Here is an 18855-nt window from a genome sequence, read left to right as displayed (position 1 = left end):
GCCGAGGGGATAACGGGTCGTCCAAATGACTCGGTTGTCCGGGGTGCGAACAGGTCGCCCGCACTCCGGACTCTTAGCTGAATATGGTGATTTTACACCGGCCAGGCGTATCTGTCCTGGCCTGTCCGCCCCAGGCTCAGCCCTGGAAACGGTCCAGATAGCGGCGGTCCAGCTCGTCCTGCCGCTGGTGCATGGTCTGGGTGAACTGGCGCACCAGGCCGGACAGGGTCCGTGAGGCCACCTGGTCCTGGTCCTCGCCCAGCACGAATTCCCTTGCACGCTTGGGGGTATTGGCCCTGACATAGGCCTCGGCCTTGGTCACCAGGACTACGCCTGCCGTGACGCCCAGGCCCATCCAGAAGATCCGTTTGAACATCAGCGGGTACTCCCCTCGTTCCCTTGGCCGTCATTGGCCTTTTTTGCTGTGGAGGACTTGGATTCGGCGCTGTTGCGGCCACCAGAAAGGAATGACGAGATCGTCTTGCGCAGGGCATAGAGGAAGGCTGCCACTTTGATGACCGGCTTGCCCAGCATGGATCCGTACAGGTCGGTCAGGGCGCCGACGTTGCCTGCCGTGGTCGAGGCCGCTGCGGAGATGCGATTGACGTCGGTCAGGGTCTGGTTGAGCTGGGTGACCGTGCTGGTGGACTCGTCCAGGGTGGGCACGACATGGTCGCCCGCCTGCTTGATGGTCTGTGCCAGCTGGTCGAAGAGCTTCCCCAGACGAATCAGGGGATAGATCAGAAACCCTGCCAGGATAGCGAAGGCAATGGCCGCTATCAGGCCGGCAATCTGTCCTACGTCCATCTGCTACCTCTCTTCCATTGGTACGATACTGGGGACAACGCTAGCACGCGCCGTCTATCAGACCAGGCCATGACCGGCCGGTTGAAGCCGGTTCAACGGTTGAAGGACCGAACCTGCAGGGCGCGCTCAAAGGGGGCCTCCGTATCGAAGTCGAATATGGTGACGCTTCCGTTGCTCGGGCGGCTGCTGGTGTCATAACGCCCGCCGCCGAATCGGTTGACCAGACTGAGCAGGGTGTTGCCGTGCGAGATCAGCAGGACACGGTCGCCATCTTTCAGATGCGGGTTGGCGGCAATCAGTGCGAATCCGCCGGCAATGCGCGTCCAGTACTCGCTGTCGGACTCCGCATCACCGAAGGGATCGGCCTCCTTGAGGAAGTCCCTGGTAGCCGCAAGGCCGAACTGATCCACAATCTGCTGGTAGGTGCCCGCCCCATGAGGCGCGCCTGCGGCCCACCAGGCCATGGCCATGTCCTGCCCCTCGAAGTAGCCGTAGAACTGCTCGCGGAAGTGGCTGTCGCTGACCGGCTCAGGCTTCTTCTCCGACTGGTTCTGGTCCAGGATTCTGCGGACTGTCTCCTGGGCGCGGGTGGTGTCCGAGCAGTAGGCGGCAGCAAAGTTCACCTTGCTCAATTTATGGCCCGCACGGTCGGCATCCTCCAGCCCCGATGCAGTCAGCGGCGAGTTGGACCAGCCTTGAAGACGGTTGTAGCGGTTGAAATAGGTCTGCCCATGGCGGACGGCATACAGATGGAGCAACATGCCCCCATTATCCCACCCATGTCCCAACAGGCTCGGCAGATCCTGACATGCAAAAGGCCCCGGACGGACCGGGGCCTCAAAGTTACTAGTGGAAGTTCCTAGTGGTCAGCGAGCGTAGAACTCGACCACGTACTGGATGTTGATCTGAACCGGGATCTCCTCCGGCTCGGGCTTGCGGACCAGGCTGGCCTTCAAGGAGGCCAGGTCCACGTCCAGGTAGCCGGGGACTGCGGGCAGCACATCCCGGTGGACGCCTTCAGCAGCGATCTGGAAGGGCACCATGGTCTGGCTCTTGGGCTTGACCTGGATGGTCTGGCCGGGCTTGACCCTGTAGGAGGGGCGATCCACGATGTTGCCGTCGACCAGGATGTGGCGGTGAACCACGTACTGGCGAGCCTGGGCGGTGGTGCGGGCGATGCCGGCGCGCAGGACCAGGTTGTCCAGGCGGCACTCCAGCTCGCGAAGCATGGCGGCACCGGTCTGGCCGGACTCATGGGTGCCCCGCTCATAGGCGGCACGCAGCTGCTTCTCGGAAACGCCGTACTGGGCGCGCAGTCTCTGCTTCTCACGCAGACGGACGGCGTAGTCGGACTCGGTGCGACGGCGGCTGCGGCCGTGCTCGCCGGGGCCATAGGGGCGCTTCTCGAACAGGCGCTGGGCCTTGGGAGTCAGGGCGATGCCCAGAGCGCGGGACAGGCGGACCTGGCGACGCGCACGCTGAATGTTAGTCATTGATGCAATCCTTACTTGCTTCTGTCGTTATCTGAACGAAGACGGCCGGAACCGTCGAGTCAGGCCTCTCCAATGCTTCACCGTGCCAAGCACGAACGACCTTGCGGCCGCCGACCCATTGATGGGCTGAGACTCCAGATAGGTTCGCGCACAAATGCGCAAACCAAGTGTTTATTAAACCACATGTGCCCGACCTGCGGGGACGAGTATGTTGTGATATATTCATACCAACGGTCGGAATGTTATTTAATCAAGGATGACCGACTTCCCCAACCGATCAGCGACGACTCGTTTCGGCAAACTGAAAGGAAGGCTAGCATGGCCCGCAATGCGCATCCCGAGTTGACGCAGGAGCGAATCATCAAAGCCGCGACCGAGCTCTTCACCAGCCAAGGTTACGACAAGACCAGCATGCAGGACATCATCGATGCAACCGGAGGCCTGAGCAAGGGGGCCGTCTACCACCATTTTCGATCCAAGGAAGACCTCTTCGATGCCGTGGCCGACAGGTTGATGAAGGCCATGAGCGAGACGACCGGCAAGAACCATGCCCGCTCGAAGCAAGGCACGGCTTTGGAGCAGCTGCAGTCGCTCTTCTCCCCCAAGCGAGCGCAAAAGAGGCTGGAGGCCGCGAATCTGATGTTCCGCAAATTCAACCCAAAGGCCAATCCCAAGATGATCGGCATGGAATTCACCGCCTTGGTGGACGAGCGGGACGACTTTGTCGACCTGATCACACAGGGCAATCAGGACGGATCAATGCATGTGAACCAGGTCGAACAAGCCGCGGAGATCCTCCGCCTGCTGGCCAACATGTGGCTGCTGCCCTTCTTTCGCCAAGGCACGCAAGCTGAGCTGCGCACCAGAGCCGCCTGTTTCTTCACGATCATGCAAAGCTTGGGCATCCCCCTGCAAGATCAGGGATTCTCGGACCTTCTGGCATCCTTCGGCACCGACGCCAAAAGCAACGACCATGAGAAGACTGAAAGCGAAGTCGCGATATGAACCCGCCCGCTCACGACCAAGCTCCAAGTAGAGACCGCTCCAAGGGCAGAGGGCTGCTGACACTGCCCTTCATTGCTCTTCTGACGACTGAGATTCTCTCCAATCTGGGGCAAACATGTTTGGTCTTCGCCCTTCCGCTTCACCTGCTCAACATCTCAGGATCGGCATCCCTCTATGGCATGGTCTCTGCTCTGGCGGTCCTTCCATCCATACTCCTGACCCCCCTGGGCGGAGCTCTGGCCGACCGGCTGCACAAGCAGTCCACCATGGCGGTGCTGGACATTCTGTCAGCATTGACCGCCTTCTTGTACATCCTGATAAGCCAGAAGATTGACCCGGTTTTTTTGACCGTGGCCTGCATGATGCTGGTCAATGCCTACAGGGCCTGTTACAGCCCAACCGTGCAAGCAGCCCTTCACTGCCTGGCGGACAGCAAAGACCTGACCCGCGCCTCAGCCCTGGTTTCCCAGGCGATCTCCCTGGTGGGAATGATCGGGCCAGTGTTGGCTGGCATGGTCATGGGCTTCTTCGGAATCATGCAAGTGGTCGGGGTTGCCGCTCTGGTCTGTCTTCTCTCTGCCGTCTGGATCAGAATTGCCGTCAGGATTCCTGAACCAGCACAGGACACCTCCCAAGGTCCGAGAGCACTGGTGGGCCATCTGGTCGCGGACACCAAAGCCGCTGCACAATTTCTGGTCAGGCACAGCAACCTCAAAGTGGTCATAGGACTCAGCCTGGCGGCCAACCTGATCTTTGCCTCGTACATCAACGTGGCCCTGCCATATATGATCACTCGGACACTGGGTCTGAGCAATGCCATGCAGGGGCTGGCCGAAGGGATACTGGCCTGCGGGAGCCTGCTTGGAGCCATCCTGGTGTCCATCCGCCCAACCTGGTTCTATCTGCAACGGATACCCATGCTGCTTTCCGGCAGCGCCCTGGTCCTCCTGCCCATTGCAGCAGGACTGCTTCTGCATTTGCCGACTTATGTCCTCTTCGCCCTGGTAACCGGATGCATGGCTCTGGCTGCGGGAATGGTGCAGACGGTCAACATCACTTCCATGTCCTACGAGCAGATTCATACCCCTGCAATGCTGATAGGCAAAGTAATAGGGCTGACCAACAGTCTATGCATGTGCGCGATTCCGCTGGGACAGGCCACCTTCGGCCCGCTGATCGACCACTGCCCCATGACCCTGATCATCACTGGGGTGGTCACGGTGACACTACTGACATGTCTGATTGCCAGACTGGCCATGAAGCCGGATGAATGATCAACGAAGTGAAGGCCTTTTGAATGCCGCGCCGGCGCTTTTTCGCCATTGACGACCAGGGATCCATCGCTTAGCGACATAGACACAAAAGCGTCTCAATAAGGCTGACAGGCCTTACTTTGCTGAGGGGACTGTCTCGCAAATCCTCCGAGTGAAGGCGTCGCGGCGTTCAGGTGTATCAATCTTCGAATCTATGCAGCCCAGAATGCTGGCCCCGGTGAATTTGATACCGCAGAATTTCAGGATGGAGTACTTCCATCGGGTCACGGTGGAGCCATACATCTTGGAGACGAAGGCCGGCCCATGGCTGCTACTGATAATTTGCGCCGTCTTGCCTCTGAGCAGCCCCTCCGACTTAAGGCTGCTCTCATATCTGTAGGCAAATTGGGGCGTGAGTACCCTATCCAGCCAGCCCTTGAGGATGGCCGGTTCGCCCGCCCACCAAATGGGGAAGACGAAGACCAGATGATCGGCTCGTGCAACCATGTTTTGATAACGCTTAGGTGCTGATTCGTCCTCCATGTGCTTGACATAGCCGTAGCGAAGCACTGGGTCAAAGTCTTCCTGGCTGAGGTCGATCATTTCGACCGTGTGGCCTTTACGCCGGGCAGCTTGTGCATAAGCCTGGGCGTTGGTGTGGCTGAAACTACCTCCATAGGGTGATCCTTGAATAACGAGTATGTTCATATCATTTACTTCTTCAGTTGTGCTGCATTCGGTTTTGGCTCTATTCTCCAAAATTATTTTATATTCGGTAGATTACCATAAGCAAAACCGTTGACAGAAAGATGATATGAATGCGGAAAAACTACCCGATCATGCTGGGGTCGGAACTGACAGGAGCGACCAGGGTGGCCCGCGTGCGCATCAGGCGGGAGACCATGAGACCGAGGCAGGCATAAGCCAGTGCAAACAGTGCGACCACGGTCAACGGAAGACCCCAGGAGGCCGGACCTGCTGCGCTGGAATCCATGATTGATTGGACTGCTGTGTTGTACCACCAGCCCGGCGTCAATTTGCCGATGGTCTGCATGACCGGAGGCAGGGGGCCTCCCGAACTTGACCCGGAGGTGAACATAACCACCAGGCCGAAGATGACCCCTACCGAGTTTATGAGAGAAGAGGAAGGATTGAACTGAGCAAGCATGAATCCAAAGGAGGCCGCCGACACAGCGAATATCAGCATGACGAAAAAGCTCAGCAGCACCCTCCCCCAGCCAAGCGAAACCAAGGACACCCCTGACGCCGCCATGCTGAAAGCGACGAGTGCCACGTAGTATAACCAGGAGAAGCCCGCCAGGATGAGGGCTGCTGTGAGCTCCTGTCCGTTCAGGCTGCTTGATCGCATTGGAGAGGCAAGCATGCGTCGATGTCGGTCGGGAGAACTGAAGGCTCCGAAAAGCGTAGCAACACAGACCGTCAGCGCTGTCATCAGGGGAAAGGCAGCCAGGCCGACGGTGGTGGCGAAGCCTTCCAAGAGGGCGCCATGGTCATCATCCTTTGGGCTGGCATGGATGCCCACATGTGGCTGGCTGCTGGCATAGTGCGATACTGCATAGGCAGCCGCATCCTCGATCGCTGCAGACGAATGCAGCTTCATGGGACCGTTTTGACCCAGATCTGGTAGCAGAGCAGTACGAAGAGCATCGAAATAACTGTCCACCTGCAGTTGTGCCAAACTGCCGCGGCTGGAATTATAGGAGGCAGCTGTTTCAACTTTAGGGAAATCAGTGGCTTTGCTACCGCTGTGAGCTTGGGCAGCAGTATCTTCAAGCGCATCAAGAAAGCGTTGGCCATATCCCGCTGGAATGATGACGGTCAAATCGCTTTTGCCGGATACATTGGCGTCCTGCAAGGCTTGAGGCTTATCTTCGACTGTCACCAGTTGGGCCGACTTGCCCAGGTACCGCTCCAGACCTTGGCCCAGCTCACAACCGACCTGGTTGCCACGGTCCCTGTTGATAACGACTATTTTCGCCTTCGCGGGTTCAAAGCGCCCAACCGAGCTTGAGGCATTGGCACGTACCGCGGCCTGCATGTTTGTGGAACCGATGACGATCATGATGAGGCTCATCCCCACCAGGTACAGGAGGAGGTAGAACTTATGCGCCCAGATGACGCGCAGTGCCGTTTTACAAGTATTCATAACGTTGTTTCCTTAGGAACAGACCACAGATGGCCAGGAAGACGGCGGCCATGATAGCCAGGATGCCGCAGGTCCGGGCGAAGGGTGCCAGGCTGTCGTAGTAGACGATGTCGTAGAAGAGGTTGGAGACCTGCTTGACGGGGTTGATCAAGTGAAGGATCGGAGCGTGCTCCTGGATGGCGTTGTTGAGGTCCATAGCCAGGCTGCCGTAGAGACCGATGAAGGCGCTCAGCGTGCAGTCGATGCCTATGACCAGGCCAACCTTCGTTTCGGTGGAAAGTTTGGGAATGGCGCCCATCATAGAACCGAAAGCAGTGGCCATGAAGGTGCCCACGGCAATGGCTATGAGGGCTATCGGGTCACGGCCGCCGGTTTGCACGCCGCAGACTGTGCGGACGAAGATGTAGGCGACCAGGAGGCTGACTGCGGAGAAGAGCCAGGAGGCCAGGAAAGCACCTGCTGCCTGCCGCCACTTGGGGCTGGGAGAACTGGCCCGTCGGGCTCCCAGGGCTGAAAGGTTGGGCTGGGTCCTGGCAATCATCTCTGCTGCGGTGCTGGCGCCGATAAGGCAGGCCATAGCGAGCACGGCAAAGAAGTAAGGTGCGGTCATCGAAGGATTGATATGGGTCAGACGGATTTGCTTAGTGTAGGTCTGCTGGCCGGATTGCAGCAGTATTTGAGTATTTGGCAAGGCCAAGGTTGAGCTTGCCGAGTTGGCCTGATTGAAGCTGACTAGCGAGGCGGAGAGAATAGAGACCGTTATGCCTTCTGAGGCAGTTGAGTCGGATTGGATGTTGGCGGCTTCACGATCGGACAGGACCATGTTGACCCGTCCGTCAGAACCCGCGTACAGGTAGCCGATGTCCTTCTGACTATCCAGACGCGCGTTCGCTTCATCCCTTGAAGCCACTGTCGTCGGGATAAGCAGCTGAGTCTCATCGGACCCTGCCTTGGGTTTCTTCGATAGTGATGAAACCAATTCGTCAGCGCCCAGGCTGGCTTTCCAGTTGGCGTCAGAGACTATGGCGAAATGTTGCGCCTCGGCAGAGTAACCGTCTTGCAGGTTGCCCATGATGCCCAGCATCAGAGCGGCCAATATGACTGGAAATGCCAGTACCCAGAAGAGGGAGGAGGTGTTGCGTATCGAGGTCTTGACGTTGATCAGGAATGAGTTCCACATGAATAGGTGCTCCTTACGGCAATTGAGTCTGGGACCGCGCTCAGTCGCGCAGTTCCTTGCCGGTCAGTTCCAGAAACACGTCGTTCAAGGATGGCGGACGGCTGGTCAGGTGGCCGTAGCTGGTCTGGGTGGACTCCAGGACCGTCAGCACATCCTGCAGGTTGTGCTCGCCCTGGCGGCAGTGGATGACCAGCTCCTTGCCGTCATAGTCGACGGACTGGGTCAGAGGCAGGGCGCGGATCTTGGCCAGGGTGGACTCCTGCAGGTCCAGGGTCTCGACGGTGACCTGCTCGCCGGCCTGGACCATGCCCTTGAGCTCCTCGGCAGTGCCTAGGGCGATCTGTCGGCCGTGGTCCATGATCATGATCCGCGTACAGATCTGCTCCACCTCCTCCATGTAATGGCTGGTGTAAACCACGGTGGCCCCCTGGGCGTTTAGCCGCTCGATGCCTTCCAGGATGGCGTTGCGGCTCTGGGGATCCACGGCGACGGTGGGCTCGTCGAAGAAGATGAGGTCGGGCTGATGGGCGATACCACAGGCGATGTTGAGCCTGCGCAACAGACCGCCCGACAGCTTGCCGGGACGGAACTTGCGGAAGTCGCCCAGCCCTACGAAGTCTATGGCCTGTTCCACCAGCTCCTTGCGATCGGCCTTCTTGGGCACATAGAGGGAGCAGAAATAGTCGATGTTCTCCTGCACGTTCAGTTCGTTGAAAACAGCCACATTCTGAGGAACCACGCCTATATGACTTTTGAGGTCATAGGAGGTCGGGGTCATCTCCTGCCCGAATATCCGAACCGTCCCCGATTCAAAGCTGAGCAGTGCCAATATGCAGTTGATGGCGGTTGACTTACCTGAACCATTGGGGCCGAGCAGTCCGAATACCTCACCTCTGCTGACTTCCATATCGAAGTGGTCCAAGGCCACCATGTCACCGTAGCGCTTCACCAATACGCTGACCTGCAAGGCCGGCTCCTGCTCACCTGAACTGTTCATGTTTCCATCATCCCAGCTACGGCTGGCCCAACACCGTGACAGCCGTCATCGATATTGTGGATGTTCGAATCAGACCTATGACATTTGTCATGGGTACTCCCGCATGCGGATAGGCGCAGGAAGGGGTAGCCCGCCAATTATTATTTGAGACAATAGGGCAACAGGGCGAGGAGACGTTCATGGGCAGGATAGCTGGTTGGCTGGTCCTGCTTGCTTTGGGGACCTTATGCGGATCATGGTATGGTTCAGGGGTTTCAGCAACCCTGATCGCCGGCCTCCTGGCCTCTCTAGCCGCAGGGGCCCTGTGTGAATGGCTGCTGCCGGCGCCAGGTTCCATGTGGGGCGGCGCTCTGGTGTCGCTTTTGGCAATGTTCATACCTGTCTGGCTTTTCTTCTTGCCGGCTCTGGCCTTCGAGGCAGGAGTCGGACTCGGAACCATGGTTCCAGCTACCGGATCAGCCGACATGGAAGACACCCAGGCCAAAGACTCTGTGCTGGCCTCCCTCAGGCAGCTCTTGGCCTTGCTGCCTGCATTCTTCTGGCTGATACCTGCCATCACTGACCTCATACTGTCCAGAGGCCTCACCCAAGGCTATGCGCTGCTTGCTTTGTTGACATCAGCACTGACGCAAGGCGGCGGACTGGCATGTGCGCACTTGGCCGTGGCTAAGGGTCGTGAATGGCGGATTGAGGACACCGAACGCTACCGGATTCGCCAACTGCGCGGCCGCATCAACGACCTGGACGAGGAGCGGGCCCAGGCGACCCGAATGGCGCACTTATCCGAGCGGACCCGGATCGCCCGAGATATTCATGACAATGTGGGCCACCTGCTCACCCGAGCAATCATGCAAATCCAGGCTGGCCGGGTGGTTGCGCAGAGCAGGGGCGATCAGAGTACCGAGCGGATACTGGATGATGTCGGCAAGACCCTGAATGAGGCCATGACCACAATCCGTCGTTCGGTGCATGACTTGGAGGATGAGGGCACCGACTTCGCATCCCAGATGGAGGATGCCAGCTCCGAGGCTTCTATGGGGCGGCTGAAGGTCGATCTGAACAACGGCATCGAGACAGCCCCTGCACCAGTGTGTCGTTGCCTGGCCACCATTGTTCGCGAGGCCCTTGCCAATACGGTCCGGCATTCTTCAGCCAGGTCGGCACAGGTCATTCTGCGCGACCTCCCGGCCTTCTGGCAGATGGTGGTGCAGGACGACGGCGGGTCTCAGCAATCGCAGCCTGACAGCTCGCGCCTAAAGAAGCCAGAGCTCCAGCGTGGCATGGGGCTGGCCGATATGGAGGCCAGGGCCAGAGCCTTGGGAGGCACGGCCAACAGCGGCCCCAACCGACAAGGATGGAAGGTTTTCGTATCCTTGCCCAAGGAACCCTGGTCCGACCAGAGCGCAGCTGAGCACGGAGAGGATAGGAAGGTTATGGCATGAAAGTCGCTATCGCTGATGACGATCCGATTGTCTGCTCGTCCCTGTCAACGATTCTGACGGCAACCGGTACTGCAGACGTGATCTGGACAGCCAATGACGGCCAGTCAGCCCTCAAGTGTTTCCAGGCGGCTGGCGGCAGGCCTGACGTGCTGCTGCTCGATGTACAGATGCCCGGCATGGACGGCCTGGAGGCGGCGGAGCGCATCATCGCTGTGGATCCGGCTGCTCGGGTGCTCTTTCTGACCACTTTTGCAGACAAGGAATATATTTCCCGCGCCCTGGCCCTGGGAGCCAAGGGGTATGTGATCAAGCAGGACGTGGCCTCGGTGGTGCCGGCCCTCCAGGCCGTCATGGCCGGGCAGACGGTTCTCGGAGCCGAGGCCGTGGCTAATCTGTCGCTTGGCAAGCAGGAGGAGCAGACGCGAAAGGCCCCGTCCAAGCCTGTTCCCCGGCGCTTCCAAACCTTGACCGACCGCGAACGTGAAATCGTCGCTCTGGTGGCCGATGGCCTCGATAACCAGGCCATCGCCAGGCGGCTCTGCCTCAGCGAAGGCACCGTCCGCAATCACATCTCCGCCATCCTGGCCAAGACCAACCTGGCCAACCGCACCCAGCTCGCCGTGGAATGGCTGTCCTCGCAAGAGTCATGAACGCATAGATTCTGTGGTCCCGTCCGTGGGTAGGCCCTGAGTCTCGATCGTTCAGAGCTTTTCGATCGGCGCCAAGCGCAGCATCAGCCGCTTGGTTCCCTCGGAACCGAAGTCCACGGTCAGGACCGAGTTGTGCCCCTTGTCCTGAATATCGACCACCTTGCCCAGGCCATACTGGTCGTGGGCCACCCTGTCACCCAGGGAGAAGTCCTGAATGGACAGTCCGTTCGACTTAGGCTGGGCCGAGGCCCTGCCAGCGTGTGAGGTTGACGACGGGTTTGTCGTGCTCCGCCTGGTCGTGACCCTTCCATTTCTGGAGGAGGAGCCGAACGACCGCTGCGAGGAGGTCCGCGAGCGCCCGTATCCATTGCGGGAAGAGCCAAAGCCGGAGCCGAAGCCGCCGAATGAACGATGGCCGAATGCACGGCCGTCGCTTTCATCCTCGAAGCCGCCGAATTCGTCCTCGTCGTCACCCAGGTCCCAGCCTGCACGCATCCGCTCGTTGCCGGCCTGCCTACGCTTCCAGTCGATCAGCTCGTCAGGGATGTCATCCAGGAACTGGCTGGGCAGCATCTCATTGACCTGCCCCCACTGGGAGCGGACGGCCGCCCGGGTCAGGTAAAGACGCCGCTTGGCACGGGTCACGCCCACATAGGCCAGCCGACGCTCCTCCTGCATCTCGTCGGCATCCTCCAGGCAGCGGGAGTGAGGGAAGGTTCCCTGCTCCATGCCGGTCAGGAAGACCACCGGATACTCCAGGCCCTTGGCCGTGTGCAGGGTCATCAGCGTCACCTTGCCCGAGTCGTCGCCCAGGCCCGGCAGCTGGTCCGAGTCGGCCACCAGTGCCGTGGTCTCCAGGAAGCCCGCCAGCGTGGCGTCGGGAGTCTTCTGCTCGAACTCGGCGGCCACTGACTGCAACTGACCGAGGTTCTCCAGCCTGGAGGCATCCTGCGGATCGACCGACCTGCGCAGCTCGTCCAGCATGCCGGAGTCCTCCAGCACCTTCTCAACAATCTGGGACGGCTTGGTATCGTGCTCTGCGGCAAAGCCGGTCAGGGAGGTGATCAGATCTCTGAAGGCCTTCATCCGCTTGACCATCAGCGTGGAGGCCCCGGGCACCTCCTCGATATGCTGCACCCCCAGCCAGAAGGAGACCTGATGCAGATCCGCATAGGAGGTTGCCGCCGCCTCGGCACGTGCGGCCAGGCCGCGCTTGGGCACGTTGAGTATCCGGCGCATGTTCACGTCGTCCTGGGGATTGGCGATGGCGTGCAGGTAGGCCAGGGCGTCCTTGATCTCCTTGCGCTCGTAGAAGCGGGTCCCGCCCACCAGCTGATACGGCAGGCCGGCGTTGATCAACCCCTCCTCCAGGGCGCGGGACTGGGCGTTGGCCCGGTACATGATGGCCATATCGGAATAGGGAATGCCCTCCTCGCTGCGCAACCGGGCGATCTCGGTGGCGATCCAGGCGGCCTCCTGCTGGGCATTGTCGGCTGCGTAGCCCACGATGGGCTCCCCCTTGCCCAGGGCGGTCCAGAGTTTCTTGGGCTTGCGGCCCTCGTTCTTGACGATGATGGCATTGGCCGCATCCAGAATGGTCTGGGTGGAACGGTAGTTCTGCTCCAGAAGGATGGTCCGGGCTCCGGGGAAGTCCTTCTCGAAGTCCCTGATGTTGCTGATGTCGGCCCCTCGGAAGGCATAGATGGATTGGTCCGAATCGCCCACCACGGTGATCCAGGCCTGGTCCTGCATGTCGGCATCGGCACCGGCCAGCTCGCGCATGAGCACATACTGGGCATGGTTGGTGTCCTGGTACTCGTCCACCAGCACGTAGCGGAAGCGGTGGTGGTAATACTGGGCCACCATTGGGGACTGCTGGAGCAGCTGGACCGTGCGCACGATCAGATCGTCGAAGTCGACGGCGTTGGCCTGAGCCAGCCGGTGCTCGTATTCGGCGTAGACCACGGAGTAGAGCTCCTCCTCGTTGCCGAAGCGGGCGGTGATCTGCTGGCCGCGCTGCCCGGGCCGGTAGTCGGGGGCGTACTCCTGCAGCTGTGTGCGCCAATCCTGCAGGTTGTTCTTGTAGTCGGAGATGTGGCTGAGAATGTTTCTGGGTGTGTAGCGCTTCAGATCGATGTTCAGATCCTTGCCGATCAGTTTGATCAGGCGTTCGGAATCGGCTGTGTCATAGATGGTGAAACCCGATCGTAGGCCGATTTCCTTGCCGTCCCGTCTCAGAATGCGCACGCAGGCCGAGTGGAAGGTGGACACCCACATGCGGTCGGCCACGGGCCCGATCAACCGGCGCAGGCGTTCGCGCATCTCGGATGCCGCCTTGTTGGTGAAGGTGATGGCCAGAATCTGGCTGGGCCAGGCGCCGAACTGACTGAGGATCCAGGCGATTCTGCGGGTCAGCACCCTGGTTTTGCCCGAGCCTGCGCCTGCTCCGATCAGCAGGGCCGGGCCCTGGTATTGAACCGCCTCGGCCTGCCGATCGTTGAGCCCCTTGAGCAGCTCCTTGGCGCTGCGCTGGATCAAGTCCGGTTCCTCGTTCACAAGCCACCTCTTGCCATCTGGTCTCGGTCACCGTCTCAGGCCGGATGGCGCACACCCGGCAAACAACCATTTCTACCACAAAGCGGTGTCATCGATCTTGGCTCATGGGTTAGCCAGCAAGCATACCAACAGAAATAAAAGACCCCGTCCGCCTTGAGAATAGGGAAAGCGAACGGGGTTTAGTCGGGGAAGTCGAGATGACCCGGTCAGTTGCGCACTTGGTCCTTGGCGTTGTTAACAGCCTCGGTGGCGCCCTGCTCAGCCTTGGCCTTGCCGACCTTGGCATCGGCCTTGGCCTGGTCCATCTTGTCGGAGGCGGCGTCCTTGGCGTCGCCCATCTTGTCCTGGGCAGCGTCCTTGACGTCGCCCATCTTGTCGGCAACGGCGTCCTTGGCATCGGATGCCTTGTCCATAACGGTGTCCTTTACATCGCCAGCGACATCGGAAATCTTCTCGCCGGCAGACTTCATGGCATCCTTTGCATCATCCAGAATCCCCATATGGTCCTCCTTAGGTCCTTGAACGCACCGTGACGATGCGTGACCATTGCGGTCAATTTTCACTGTAACAGTCAGGGCTTTGAATCCGCGGATTGACGGGCTGACACGCCAGGAAGACACTCCAATCCGCTGGAGGTGAAACCTGGCGGATCACGGCGGCCGGACAACAGTCCCAGAACCGGGTTATCTTGGTGTCTATCCGTCGGGACCATAGGGGCCCCGCATTCATGACGACAAGGACGATGACATGCAGGAACTTGAGGAGCGAATCCGCCGCCAGGGCACGGTCAAGCCTGGCAATGTACTCAAGGTGGACGCCTTCCTCAACCATCAGTGCGACGTGCGGCTCTTCGACCACATGGGCGCTGAATGGGCCCACCTGTTCGCTGGACACCAGATCGACAAGATTCTGACCATCGAGGCATCCGGCATCGGCATCGCCTGCCTGGCCGCCCGCCACTTCGGGGACGTGCCGGTGGTCTTCGCCAAGAAGACCCAGTCCATCAACCTTGACGGCGACCAGTACACGGCCCGCATCTACTCCTTCACCAAGCAGCGTGAGTACCCCGTCATCGTGGCCAAGCGCTTCCTCAAGGAGGGCGAGCATGTGCTGATCCTTGACGACTTCCTGGCCAAGGGCAACGCCCTGCACGGTCTGATCGACATCTGCCATGATGCCAAGGTCGTCATCGAGGGCATCGGCATCGCCGTGGAGAAGGGCTTCCAGGAGGGCGGCCGCACCCTGCGCAAAGAGGGCTACAACCTCAAGTCCCTGGCCATCGTGGAAAGCATGGACCCGGACCGGGGCACCATCACCTTTGCTCCCAATCCTGCCTGAGTAGGTCGGCACCCGGTCCGGGTCGCATAAACAATGGACTCAGTCCACCTGATGCTCGCTGGTGCCGCCCTCAAGAATGGTCTTCACGTCGTTCAGCGAGATGTTGACCATGGCGGTCACGGCGGCATCGGTGTAGAAGCCGATGTGGGGCGAGACCTCCACATTGGGCATGGCCTTGAGGGTCTCCAGGGCCTGGTTGTCGACCTTGGTTCCGCTCAGATCATTTTCGAAGATGCCGGCCTCCCCCTCGATGGTGTCGATGGCGGCACCGGCAATGGACTTGGTCTGCAGGGCCTTGATCAGGGCCGGGGTGTCCACAATGGGGCCACGGGCGGCGTTGATCAGGAAGGCCGAGGGCTTCATGGCTTCCAGGGCCTGCGCGTTGATCAGATGGTGTGTTGTCTCGTCAAGCGGCGTATGAACGGTGACGATGTCGGCCCGCTGCAAAAGGATGGGCAGGTCCACGTAATCCAGGGTGTCCGCCAGCTCGGGGCGGTGAACCGGATCGTTGGCGATGACGGTGGAGCCCAGGGCCCGGAAGATCCTGGCCACTGCCGATCCGATCTTGCCGGCTCCGATGATCCCCACGGTCAGATTGTGGATCTCGTGGGCCTGAAGCCCAGCCCAGGTATAGTCGTCCTTGGCCTCGCGAGCGCTGGCCTCCCCCAGATGCCGGACCAGACGCATGACCTGGGCCAGGACCAGTTCGGAGACCGACCGGGGCGAGTAGGCAGGCACGTTGGTGACGACAAGCCCGTTCTCCCGAGCGGCCTGCAGGTTGACGATGTCATAGCCGGTGATCCGCAGGGTCAGCTGCTTGATGCCATACTCCTTGAGCCGCTGGTAGAGCTCGGGCTCGGGCAGGGCCGCGTGCTGCTGGATGACGATGCCGTCGTATCCCTTGATCATGTCCACGGTCTTCATCCCCAGATCGTGGTCGGTGGTGTCCACCTGAATGTCATTGGCTTGCGCCCAGGCCTGAATGGCCTCCTGCTCGTCGGGGCGTACTGAATACATGAGAATGCTGGTCATTTTCTAGTCCTTGGTAACTGTCCTCGTTGATTTTGTTACTAGATGATGGTTGTGATGATCGCCGAGTGAATCGCCGGAGGGATCAGCCGCGATTTTGAGCGCGCATATAGTCGCCGATCCGCTCCACTGCGGTATGCAGATCCTCCATGGAGGCAGCATAGGAGATGCGGACGTAGCCTTCTCCCCCAGGCCCGAAGCTTGCTCCGGGGATTACCGCCACCTTGGCCTTTCGAGCCAGGTCGTAGACGAAGCTCCAGCTGTCGCGCATGCCCTCGGGCAGCCGGGCGAAGATGTAGAAGGCGCCCTTGGGATCGATGACGTCCAGACCGACCTCGGGCAGGGCCTTGACCAGATAGTCCCGCCGCTTGCGGTAGGCCTCGCGCATCGGATCCGTGTCATTCATGCCCTTGGTCAGAGCCTCCTGGGCCGCATACTGGGCATTGGTGGTCACCGAAGTGATGGTGAACTCGTTGACCTTGCTGATCTGATCAATGACGTCGGCCGGGCCAGCGGCGATGCCGACCCGCCATCCAGTCATGGCATGGGACTTGGAAACCCCGCCAAGAACGACCGTTTGTTCGGGCAGGATGGTGCCCATGGACACATGGGTGCCTTGGTAGGTCAGCTCGGCGTATATCTCATCGCTGAGCACGAAGAAGCCGTGCTTGCGCGCCACCTGGGCCAGAGCCTCCAGATCCTCACGGGCGTAGGTCACTCCGGTGGGATTGGTCGGATAGTTCAGCACCAGGGCCTTGACCGGACCATCGCTGTGTTCGATGGCGGCCTCCAGCTTGTCCGGCCTGAGAATGAAGCCGTCATCGGATGTGTCGACGAAGACGGTCTTGGCGCCGCTCAGCTGGGCGATGGGGATGTAGAGCGGGAAGATGGGCGTGGGCAGAATGACCGTGTCGCCCGGGTTGATCATGGCGGTAAGGCCCGAGAAGATGCCCCCGGTGGCCCCGGCCGTAATCACCATCTGCGTGTCAGGGTCGTAGTCCAGCCCGTACTTGGCGTGTAGATAGCCGGCCGCCGCCTTGCGCAGACTGGGCATGCCGCGACTCTCGGTGTAATGACTGTGGTTGTCCCGGATGGCCTGGATGCCCGCCTGCTTGACGTGCTCGGGGGTGAAGAAGTCCGGCTCCCCCAGGGTCAGCTTCACGATGCCGTCTATTCCGGCGATCTCCTTGTTGAACTCGAGAATGTCGCTCGGTGCCAGGGCTTTGACCCTGGCATTCATATGATCCGCCAATGTCATTGGCTTGTCCTTTCCCATGCGGTTACTACAACCATTGTCGCTGGTGCCGCCCTACCGACTATGCGGTGACGATGCACGGGAAATGCTGTCGACGACTGCAGGGCCGGTGGGTTCCGATCCATGCAACCGTTCCTACAAGGCACGCGGCGTCACAGATCGAATCCGTGCCACCAATAGGTAAATCGTGTGCCCTGCATGCTGAAACCTCCTACGGAATCTGCAATCAGCATTGTTAAGAAGCGTACAGCGAACTTTCGGCAATCCTATATACCCGACCATTATTTGACCATGCGCTTCCATTTTACGGACGCGACAAGCATCCAAAAATAAACGTGCTCATGGCAAGCGACCTGGTGCCAAGCCATATTAATCTTGAGTTTTCCGAGATCTAGCTTGATGTTTCCTGTAAGGTTTCCTCGGGTCACTCATTCACAAGGCTGGCCAACCGCAGCAGGCGAATCTTTTATAAGTAAATTGAAATTGCCGCCCTCCACACGCAATCTTTCATCTCATTCCGCCTCATCCCATCCTGGAGCATTGACCGCTCGTATCCTAAGTTCAACCCCTTCACTACGGTCGAAGTCATAATCAGCAAGAACGAGTTTCGGTAAAAAGGCATGCCAAAGTTGTACCGCACTCGCCAAAAGTTGCGTCCTTGCATTGAGATCTCTGTCATATACTTTGCTTCAAAGACAGGCAAGAGACAGGATTCTTGAATGTCGGTCAAAAGGGGTGAGGAAATGACCAATCGAGTAGCGCTGGTCACTGGAGCCACCAGCGGCATCGGGTATGAAACCGCCCGGATGCTGGCCGAACATGGATACCGGGTGTATGCGGCAGGACGACGCATTGAACGACTGAAGCCACTGGCCAACAAGGGGGTAACAGCCGTGCAGATGGACCTGACAGACTCTGCCTCCATCGAGAAGGCAGTCGGACGAATTCTGCAGAAGGAGAAGCGGGTCGATCTGCTGGTCAACAACGCCGGCTACGGGTCCTATGGCCCGGTAGAGCAGGTCTCCATTGACGAGGTCCGTCGACAATTCGAGGTCAACCTCTTCGGCCTTGCCCGATTGACCCAGCTGATACTGCCTGCCATGCGCCGAGTCAAACGCGGCCGAATCGTCAACACCTCATCCATGGCAGGACGAATGGTCACTTATATGGGTGCCTGGTATCATGCCACCAAATACGCCCTCGAAGCCTTCAGTGACGCCCTGCGTATGGAAATGCGTCCCTTCGGCATCGATGTGGTCCTGATCGAGCCCGGAGCCATTGCCACCAACTGGGGCTCAATCGCCGCCGATCATCTCCAAACGGTCACCCGCAAAAGCGTCTATCAAAAGTCAGGATCCCGTGCTGCTGCTGGGTTGCGCAAACTGTACTCCAGCAGGCATTTGACCCAACCATCAGCCATCGCCAAGGCCATCGTCCATGCCTCGACGGTACGCCATCCCCGCCCACGTTACCTTCTAGGCTTCGGCGCCAAACCTCTGGTTGCCCTTCATGCCCTGCTACCCACTCGTGCCTGGGATTACTTGATGGTCCATGCCAAGGACTTGTAAAACATTAAAATTCTTCAATTTAGCTTATAAGTTTATTGCGAACTACTGGCTTTACAGGCCAACTGCAACAACCAAACTTGGTCAATGATCTATCATTTCAAAAATATCTAGCGAA

General features: G+C 59.4%; 18 protein-coding genes. 6 read left to right on the top strand and 12 right to left on the bottom strand.

All coding sequences use genetic code 11. The features are described 5' to 3' along the window. Nucleotides 1-136 precede the first annotated feature (136 nt). From H3U89_RS07440 to rpsD, 4 genes are all read right to left on the bottom strand, one after another. The gene (locus H3U89_RS07440) at nucleotides 137-376 is read right to left on the bottom strand and encodes a hypothetical protein (protein ID WP_024627396.1); all 240 of its coding nucleotides are present in this window, start codon (nucleotides 374-376) and stop codon (nucleotides 137-139) included. Then, nucleotides 376-807 carry a DUF948 domain-containing protein gene (locus H3U89_RS07435; protein ID WP_045924514.1) on the bottom strand — a complete coding sequence of 144 codons (432 nt, stop codon included), beginning with the start codon at nucleotides 805-807 and terminating at the stop codon, nucleotides 376-378. Before H3U89_RS07435 ends, H3U89_RS07440 begins: the two co-directional genes overlap by 1 nt. Nucleotides 808-899: 92 nt before the next feature. After that, entirely contained in the window at nucleotides 900-1568 is a 669-nt protein-coding gene (locus H3U89_RS07430; protein WP_198179775.1) for a histidine phosphatase family protein, read from the bottom strand. Nucleotides 1569-1673: 105 nt separating this feature from the next. Next, entirely contained in the window at nucleotides 1674-2300 is a 627-nt protein-coding gene (gene rpsD, locus H3U89_RS07425) for a 30S ribosomal protein S4 (protein WP_015021916.1), read from the bottom strand. A 318-nt stretch (nucleotides 2301-2618) separates the two neighbouring features. Here rpsD and H3U89_RS07420 point away from each other — a divergent pair, with 318 nt between their 5' ends. Further along, complete coding sequence (locus H3U89_RS07420; protein ID WP_198179777.1) at nucleotides 2619-3305, top strand: TetR/AcrR family transcriptional regulator; 687 nt, start codon at nucleotides 2619-2621, stop codon at nucleotides 3303-3305. Beyond that, nucleotides 3302-4579, top strand: a complete 1278-nt coding sequence (locus tag H3U89_RS07415; RefSeq protein WP_198179779.1) for an MFS transporter — start codon at nucleotides 3302-3304, stop codon at nucleotides 4577-4579. Before H3U89_RS07420 ends, H3U89_RS07415 begins: the two co-directional genes overlap by 4 nt. A gap of 114 nt (nucleotides 4580-4693) precedes the next feature. Here H3U89_RS07415 and H3U89_RS07410 read toward each other — a convergent pair whose 3' ends face one another. From H3U89_RS07410 to H3U89_RS07395, 4 genes are all read right to left on the bottom strand, one after another. Continuing rightward, nucleotides 4694-5266, bottom strand: coding sequence for an NAD(P)H-dependent oxidoreductase (locus H3U89_RS07410; RefSeq protein WP_198179781.1), 573 nt, complete (start codon nucleotides 5264-5266; stop codon nucleotides 4694-4696). A gap of 121 nt (nucleotides 5267-5387) precedes the next feature. After that, nucleotides 5388-6725 carry an ABC transporter permease gene (locus H3U89_RS07405; RefSeq protein ID WP_332460540.1) on the bottom strand — a complete coding sequence of 446 codons (1338 nt, stop codon included), beginning with the start codon at nucleotides 6723-6725 and terminating at the stop codon, nucleotides 5388-5390. Beyond that, entirely contained in the window at nucleotides 6712-7905 is a 1194-nt protein-coding gene (locus tag H3U89_RS07400) for an ABC transporter permease (RefSeq protein ID WP_198179785.1), read from the bottom strand. Before H3U89_RS07400 ends, H3U89_RS07405 begins: the two co-directional genes overlap by 14 nt. Before the next feature lie 40 nt (nucleotides 7906-7945). Then, nucleotides 7946-8902, bottom strand: a complete 957-nt coding sequence (locus H3U89_RS07395) for an ABC transporter ATP-binding protein (RefSeq protein ID WP_198179787.1) — start codon at nucleotides 8900-8902, stop codon at nucleotides 7946-7948. A 179-nt stretch (nucleotides 8903-9081) separates the two neighbouring features. On the opposite strand from H3U89_RS07395, the gene H3U89_RS07390 reads away from it, so the two are divergent. Together H3U89_RS07390 and H3U89_RS07385 are read left to right on the top strand one after the other, a co-directional pair. Further along, complete coding sequence (locus H3U89_RS07390) at nucleotides 9082-10344, top strand: sensor histidine kinase (protein WP_198179789.1); 1263 nt, start codon at nucleotides 9082-9084, stop codon at nucleotides 10342-10344. Continuing rightward, a complete protein-coding gene (locus tag H3U89_RS07385; protein WP_198179791.1) occupies nucleotides 10341-10994 on the top strand; it encodes a response regulator transcription factor in 654 nt (217 codons plus the stop codon). The genes H3U89_RS07390 and H3U89_RS07385 overlap by 4 nt, the downstream gene beginning before the upstream one ends. A 51-nt stretch (nucleotides 10995-11045) precedes the next feature. Here the strand turns inward: H3U89_RS07385 and H3U89_RS07380 are convergent, their stop codons facing one another. Then, the gene (locus H3U89_RS07380) at nucleotides 11046-13550 is read right to left on the bottom strand and encodes a UvrD-helicase domain-containing protein (RefSeq protein WP_198179793.1); all 2505 of its coding nucleotides are present in this window, start codon (nucleotides 13548-13550) and stop codon (nucleotides 11046-11048) included. A gap of 206 nt (nucleotides 13551-13756) precedes the next feature. Continuing rightward, on the bottom strand, nucleotides 13757-14050 hold the full coding sequence (locus H3U89_RS07375) for a hypothetical protein (protein WP_198179795.1): 294 nt from the start codon (nucleotides 14048-14050) through the stop codon (nucleotides 13757-13759). A 247-nt stretch (nucleotides 14051-14297) separates the two neighbouring features. On the opposite strand from H3U89_RS07375, the gene H3U89_RS07370 reads away from it, so the two are divergent. Next, nucleotides 14298-14888 (top strand): xanthine phosphoribosyltransferase, encoded by a 591-nt coding sequence (locus tag H3U89_RS07370; protein WP_198179797.1) that lies wholly within the window; start codon nucleotides 14298-14300, stop codon nucleotides 14886-14888. A gap of 39 nt (nucleotides 14889-14927) precedes the next feature. Here H3U89_RS07370 and H3U89_RS07365 read toward each other — a convergent pair whose 3' ends face one another. Together H3U89_RS07365 and H3U89_RS07360 are read right to left on the bottom strand one after the other, a co-directional pair. Continuing rightward, entirely contained in the window at nucleotides 14928-15920 is a 993-nt protein-coding gene (locus tag H3U89_RS07365; RefSeq protein ID WP_198179799.1) for a D-2-hydroxyacid dehydrogenase, read from the bottom strand. An 82-nt stretch (nucleotides 15921-16002) separates the two neighbouring features. Further along, on the bottom strand, nucleotides 16003-17175 hold the full coding sequence (locus H3U89_RS07360; RefSeq protein ID WP_198179801.1) for an aminotransferase class I/II-fold pyridoxal phosphate-dependent enzyme: 1173 nt from the start codon (nucleotides 17173-17175) through the stop codon (nucleotides 16003-16005). Between the two features lie 740 nt (nucleotides 17176-17915). On the opposite strand from H3U89_RS07360, the gene H3U89_RS07355 reads away from it, so the two are divergent. Further along, nucleotides 17916-18740 (top strand): oxidoreductase, encoded by an 825-nt coding sequence (locus H3U89_RS07355; RefSeq protein ID WP_198179802.1) that lies wholly within the window; start codon nucleotides 17916-17918, stop codon nucleotides 18738-18740. Nucleotides 18741-18855: the final 115 nt, after the last annotated feature.

The organism is Bifidobacterium sp. W8104 (assembly GCF_016100735.1).
In the GTDB taxonomy this organism is placed as follows: domain Bacteria; phylum Actinomycetota; class Actinomycetes; order Actinomycetales; family Bifidobacteriaceae; genus Bombiscardovia; species Bombiscardovia choladohabitans.
The sequence above is the reverse complement of the archived record's forward strand: the minus strand, read 5'-3'. Positions and strand labels throughout refer to the sequence as shown.

Coding starts and splice junctions, on each gene's coding strand:
- H3U89_RS07440 (WP_024627396.1), bottom strand. CDS start 376: ATGTTCAAACGGATCTTCTGGATGGGCCTGGGCGTCACGGCAGGCGTA.
- H3U89_RS07435 (WP_045924514.1), bottom strand. CDS start 807: ATGGACGTAGGACAGATTGCCGGCCTGATAGCGGCCATTGCCTTCGCT.
- H3U89_RS07430 (WP_198179775.1), bottom strand. CDS start 1,568: ATGTTGCTCCATCTGTATGCCGTCCGCCATGGGCAGACCTATTTCAAC.
- rpsD (WP_015021916.1), bottom strand. CDS start 2,300: ATGACTAACATTCAGCGTGCGCGTCGCCAGGTCCGCCTGTCCCGCGCT.
- H3U89_RS07420 (WP_198179777.1), top strand. CDS start 2,619: ATGGCCCGCAATGCGCATCCCGAGTTGACGCAGGAGCGAATCATCAAA.
- H3U89_RS07415 (WP_198179779.1), top strand. CDS start 3,302: ATGAACCCGCCCGCTCACGACCAAGCTCCAAGTAGAGACCGCTCCAAG.
- H3U89_RS07410 (WP_198179781.1), bottom strand. CDS start 5,266: ATGAACATACTCGTTATTCAAGGATCACCCTATGGAGGTAGTTTCAGC.
- H3U89_RS07405 (WP_332460540.1), bottom strand. CDS start 6,725: ATGAATACTTGTAAAACGGCACTGCGCGTCATCTGGGCGCATAAGTTC.
- H3U89_RS07400 (WP_198179785.1), bottom strand. CDS start 7,905: ATGTGGAACTCATTCCTGATCAACGTCAAGACCTCGATACGCAACACC.
- H3U89_RS07395 (WP_198179787.1), bottom strand. CDS start 8,902: ATGAACAGTTCAGGTGAGCAGGAGCCGGCCTTGCAGGTCAGCGTATTG.
- H3U89_RS07390 (WP_198179789.1), top strand. CDS start 9,082: ATGGGCAGGATAGCTGGTTGGCTGGTCCTGCTTGCTTTGGGGACCTTA.
- H3U89_RS07385 (WP_198179791.1), top strand. CDS start 10,341: ATGAAAGTCGCTATCGCTGATGACGATCCGATTGTCTGCTCGTCCCTG.
- H3U89_RS07375 (WP_198179795.1), bottom strand. CDS start 14,050: ATGGGGATTCTGGATGATGCAAAGGATGCCATGAAGTCTGCCGGCGAG.
- H3U89_RS07370 (WP_198179797.1), top strand. CDS start 14,298: ATGCAGGAACTTGAGGAGCGAATCCGCCGCCAGGGCACGGTCAAGCCT.
- H3U89_RS07365 (WP_198179799.1), bottom strand. CDS start 15,920: ATGACCAGCATTCTCATGTATTCAGTACGCCCCGACGAGCAGGAGGCC.
- H3U89_RS07360 (WP_198179801.1), bottom strand. CDS start 17,175: ATGACATTGGCGGATCATATGAATGCCAGGGTCAAAGCCCTGGCACCG.
- H3U89_RS07355 (WP_198179802.1), top strand. CDS start 17,916: ATGACCAATCGAGTAGCGCTGGTCACTGGAGCCACCAGCGGCATCGGG.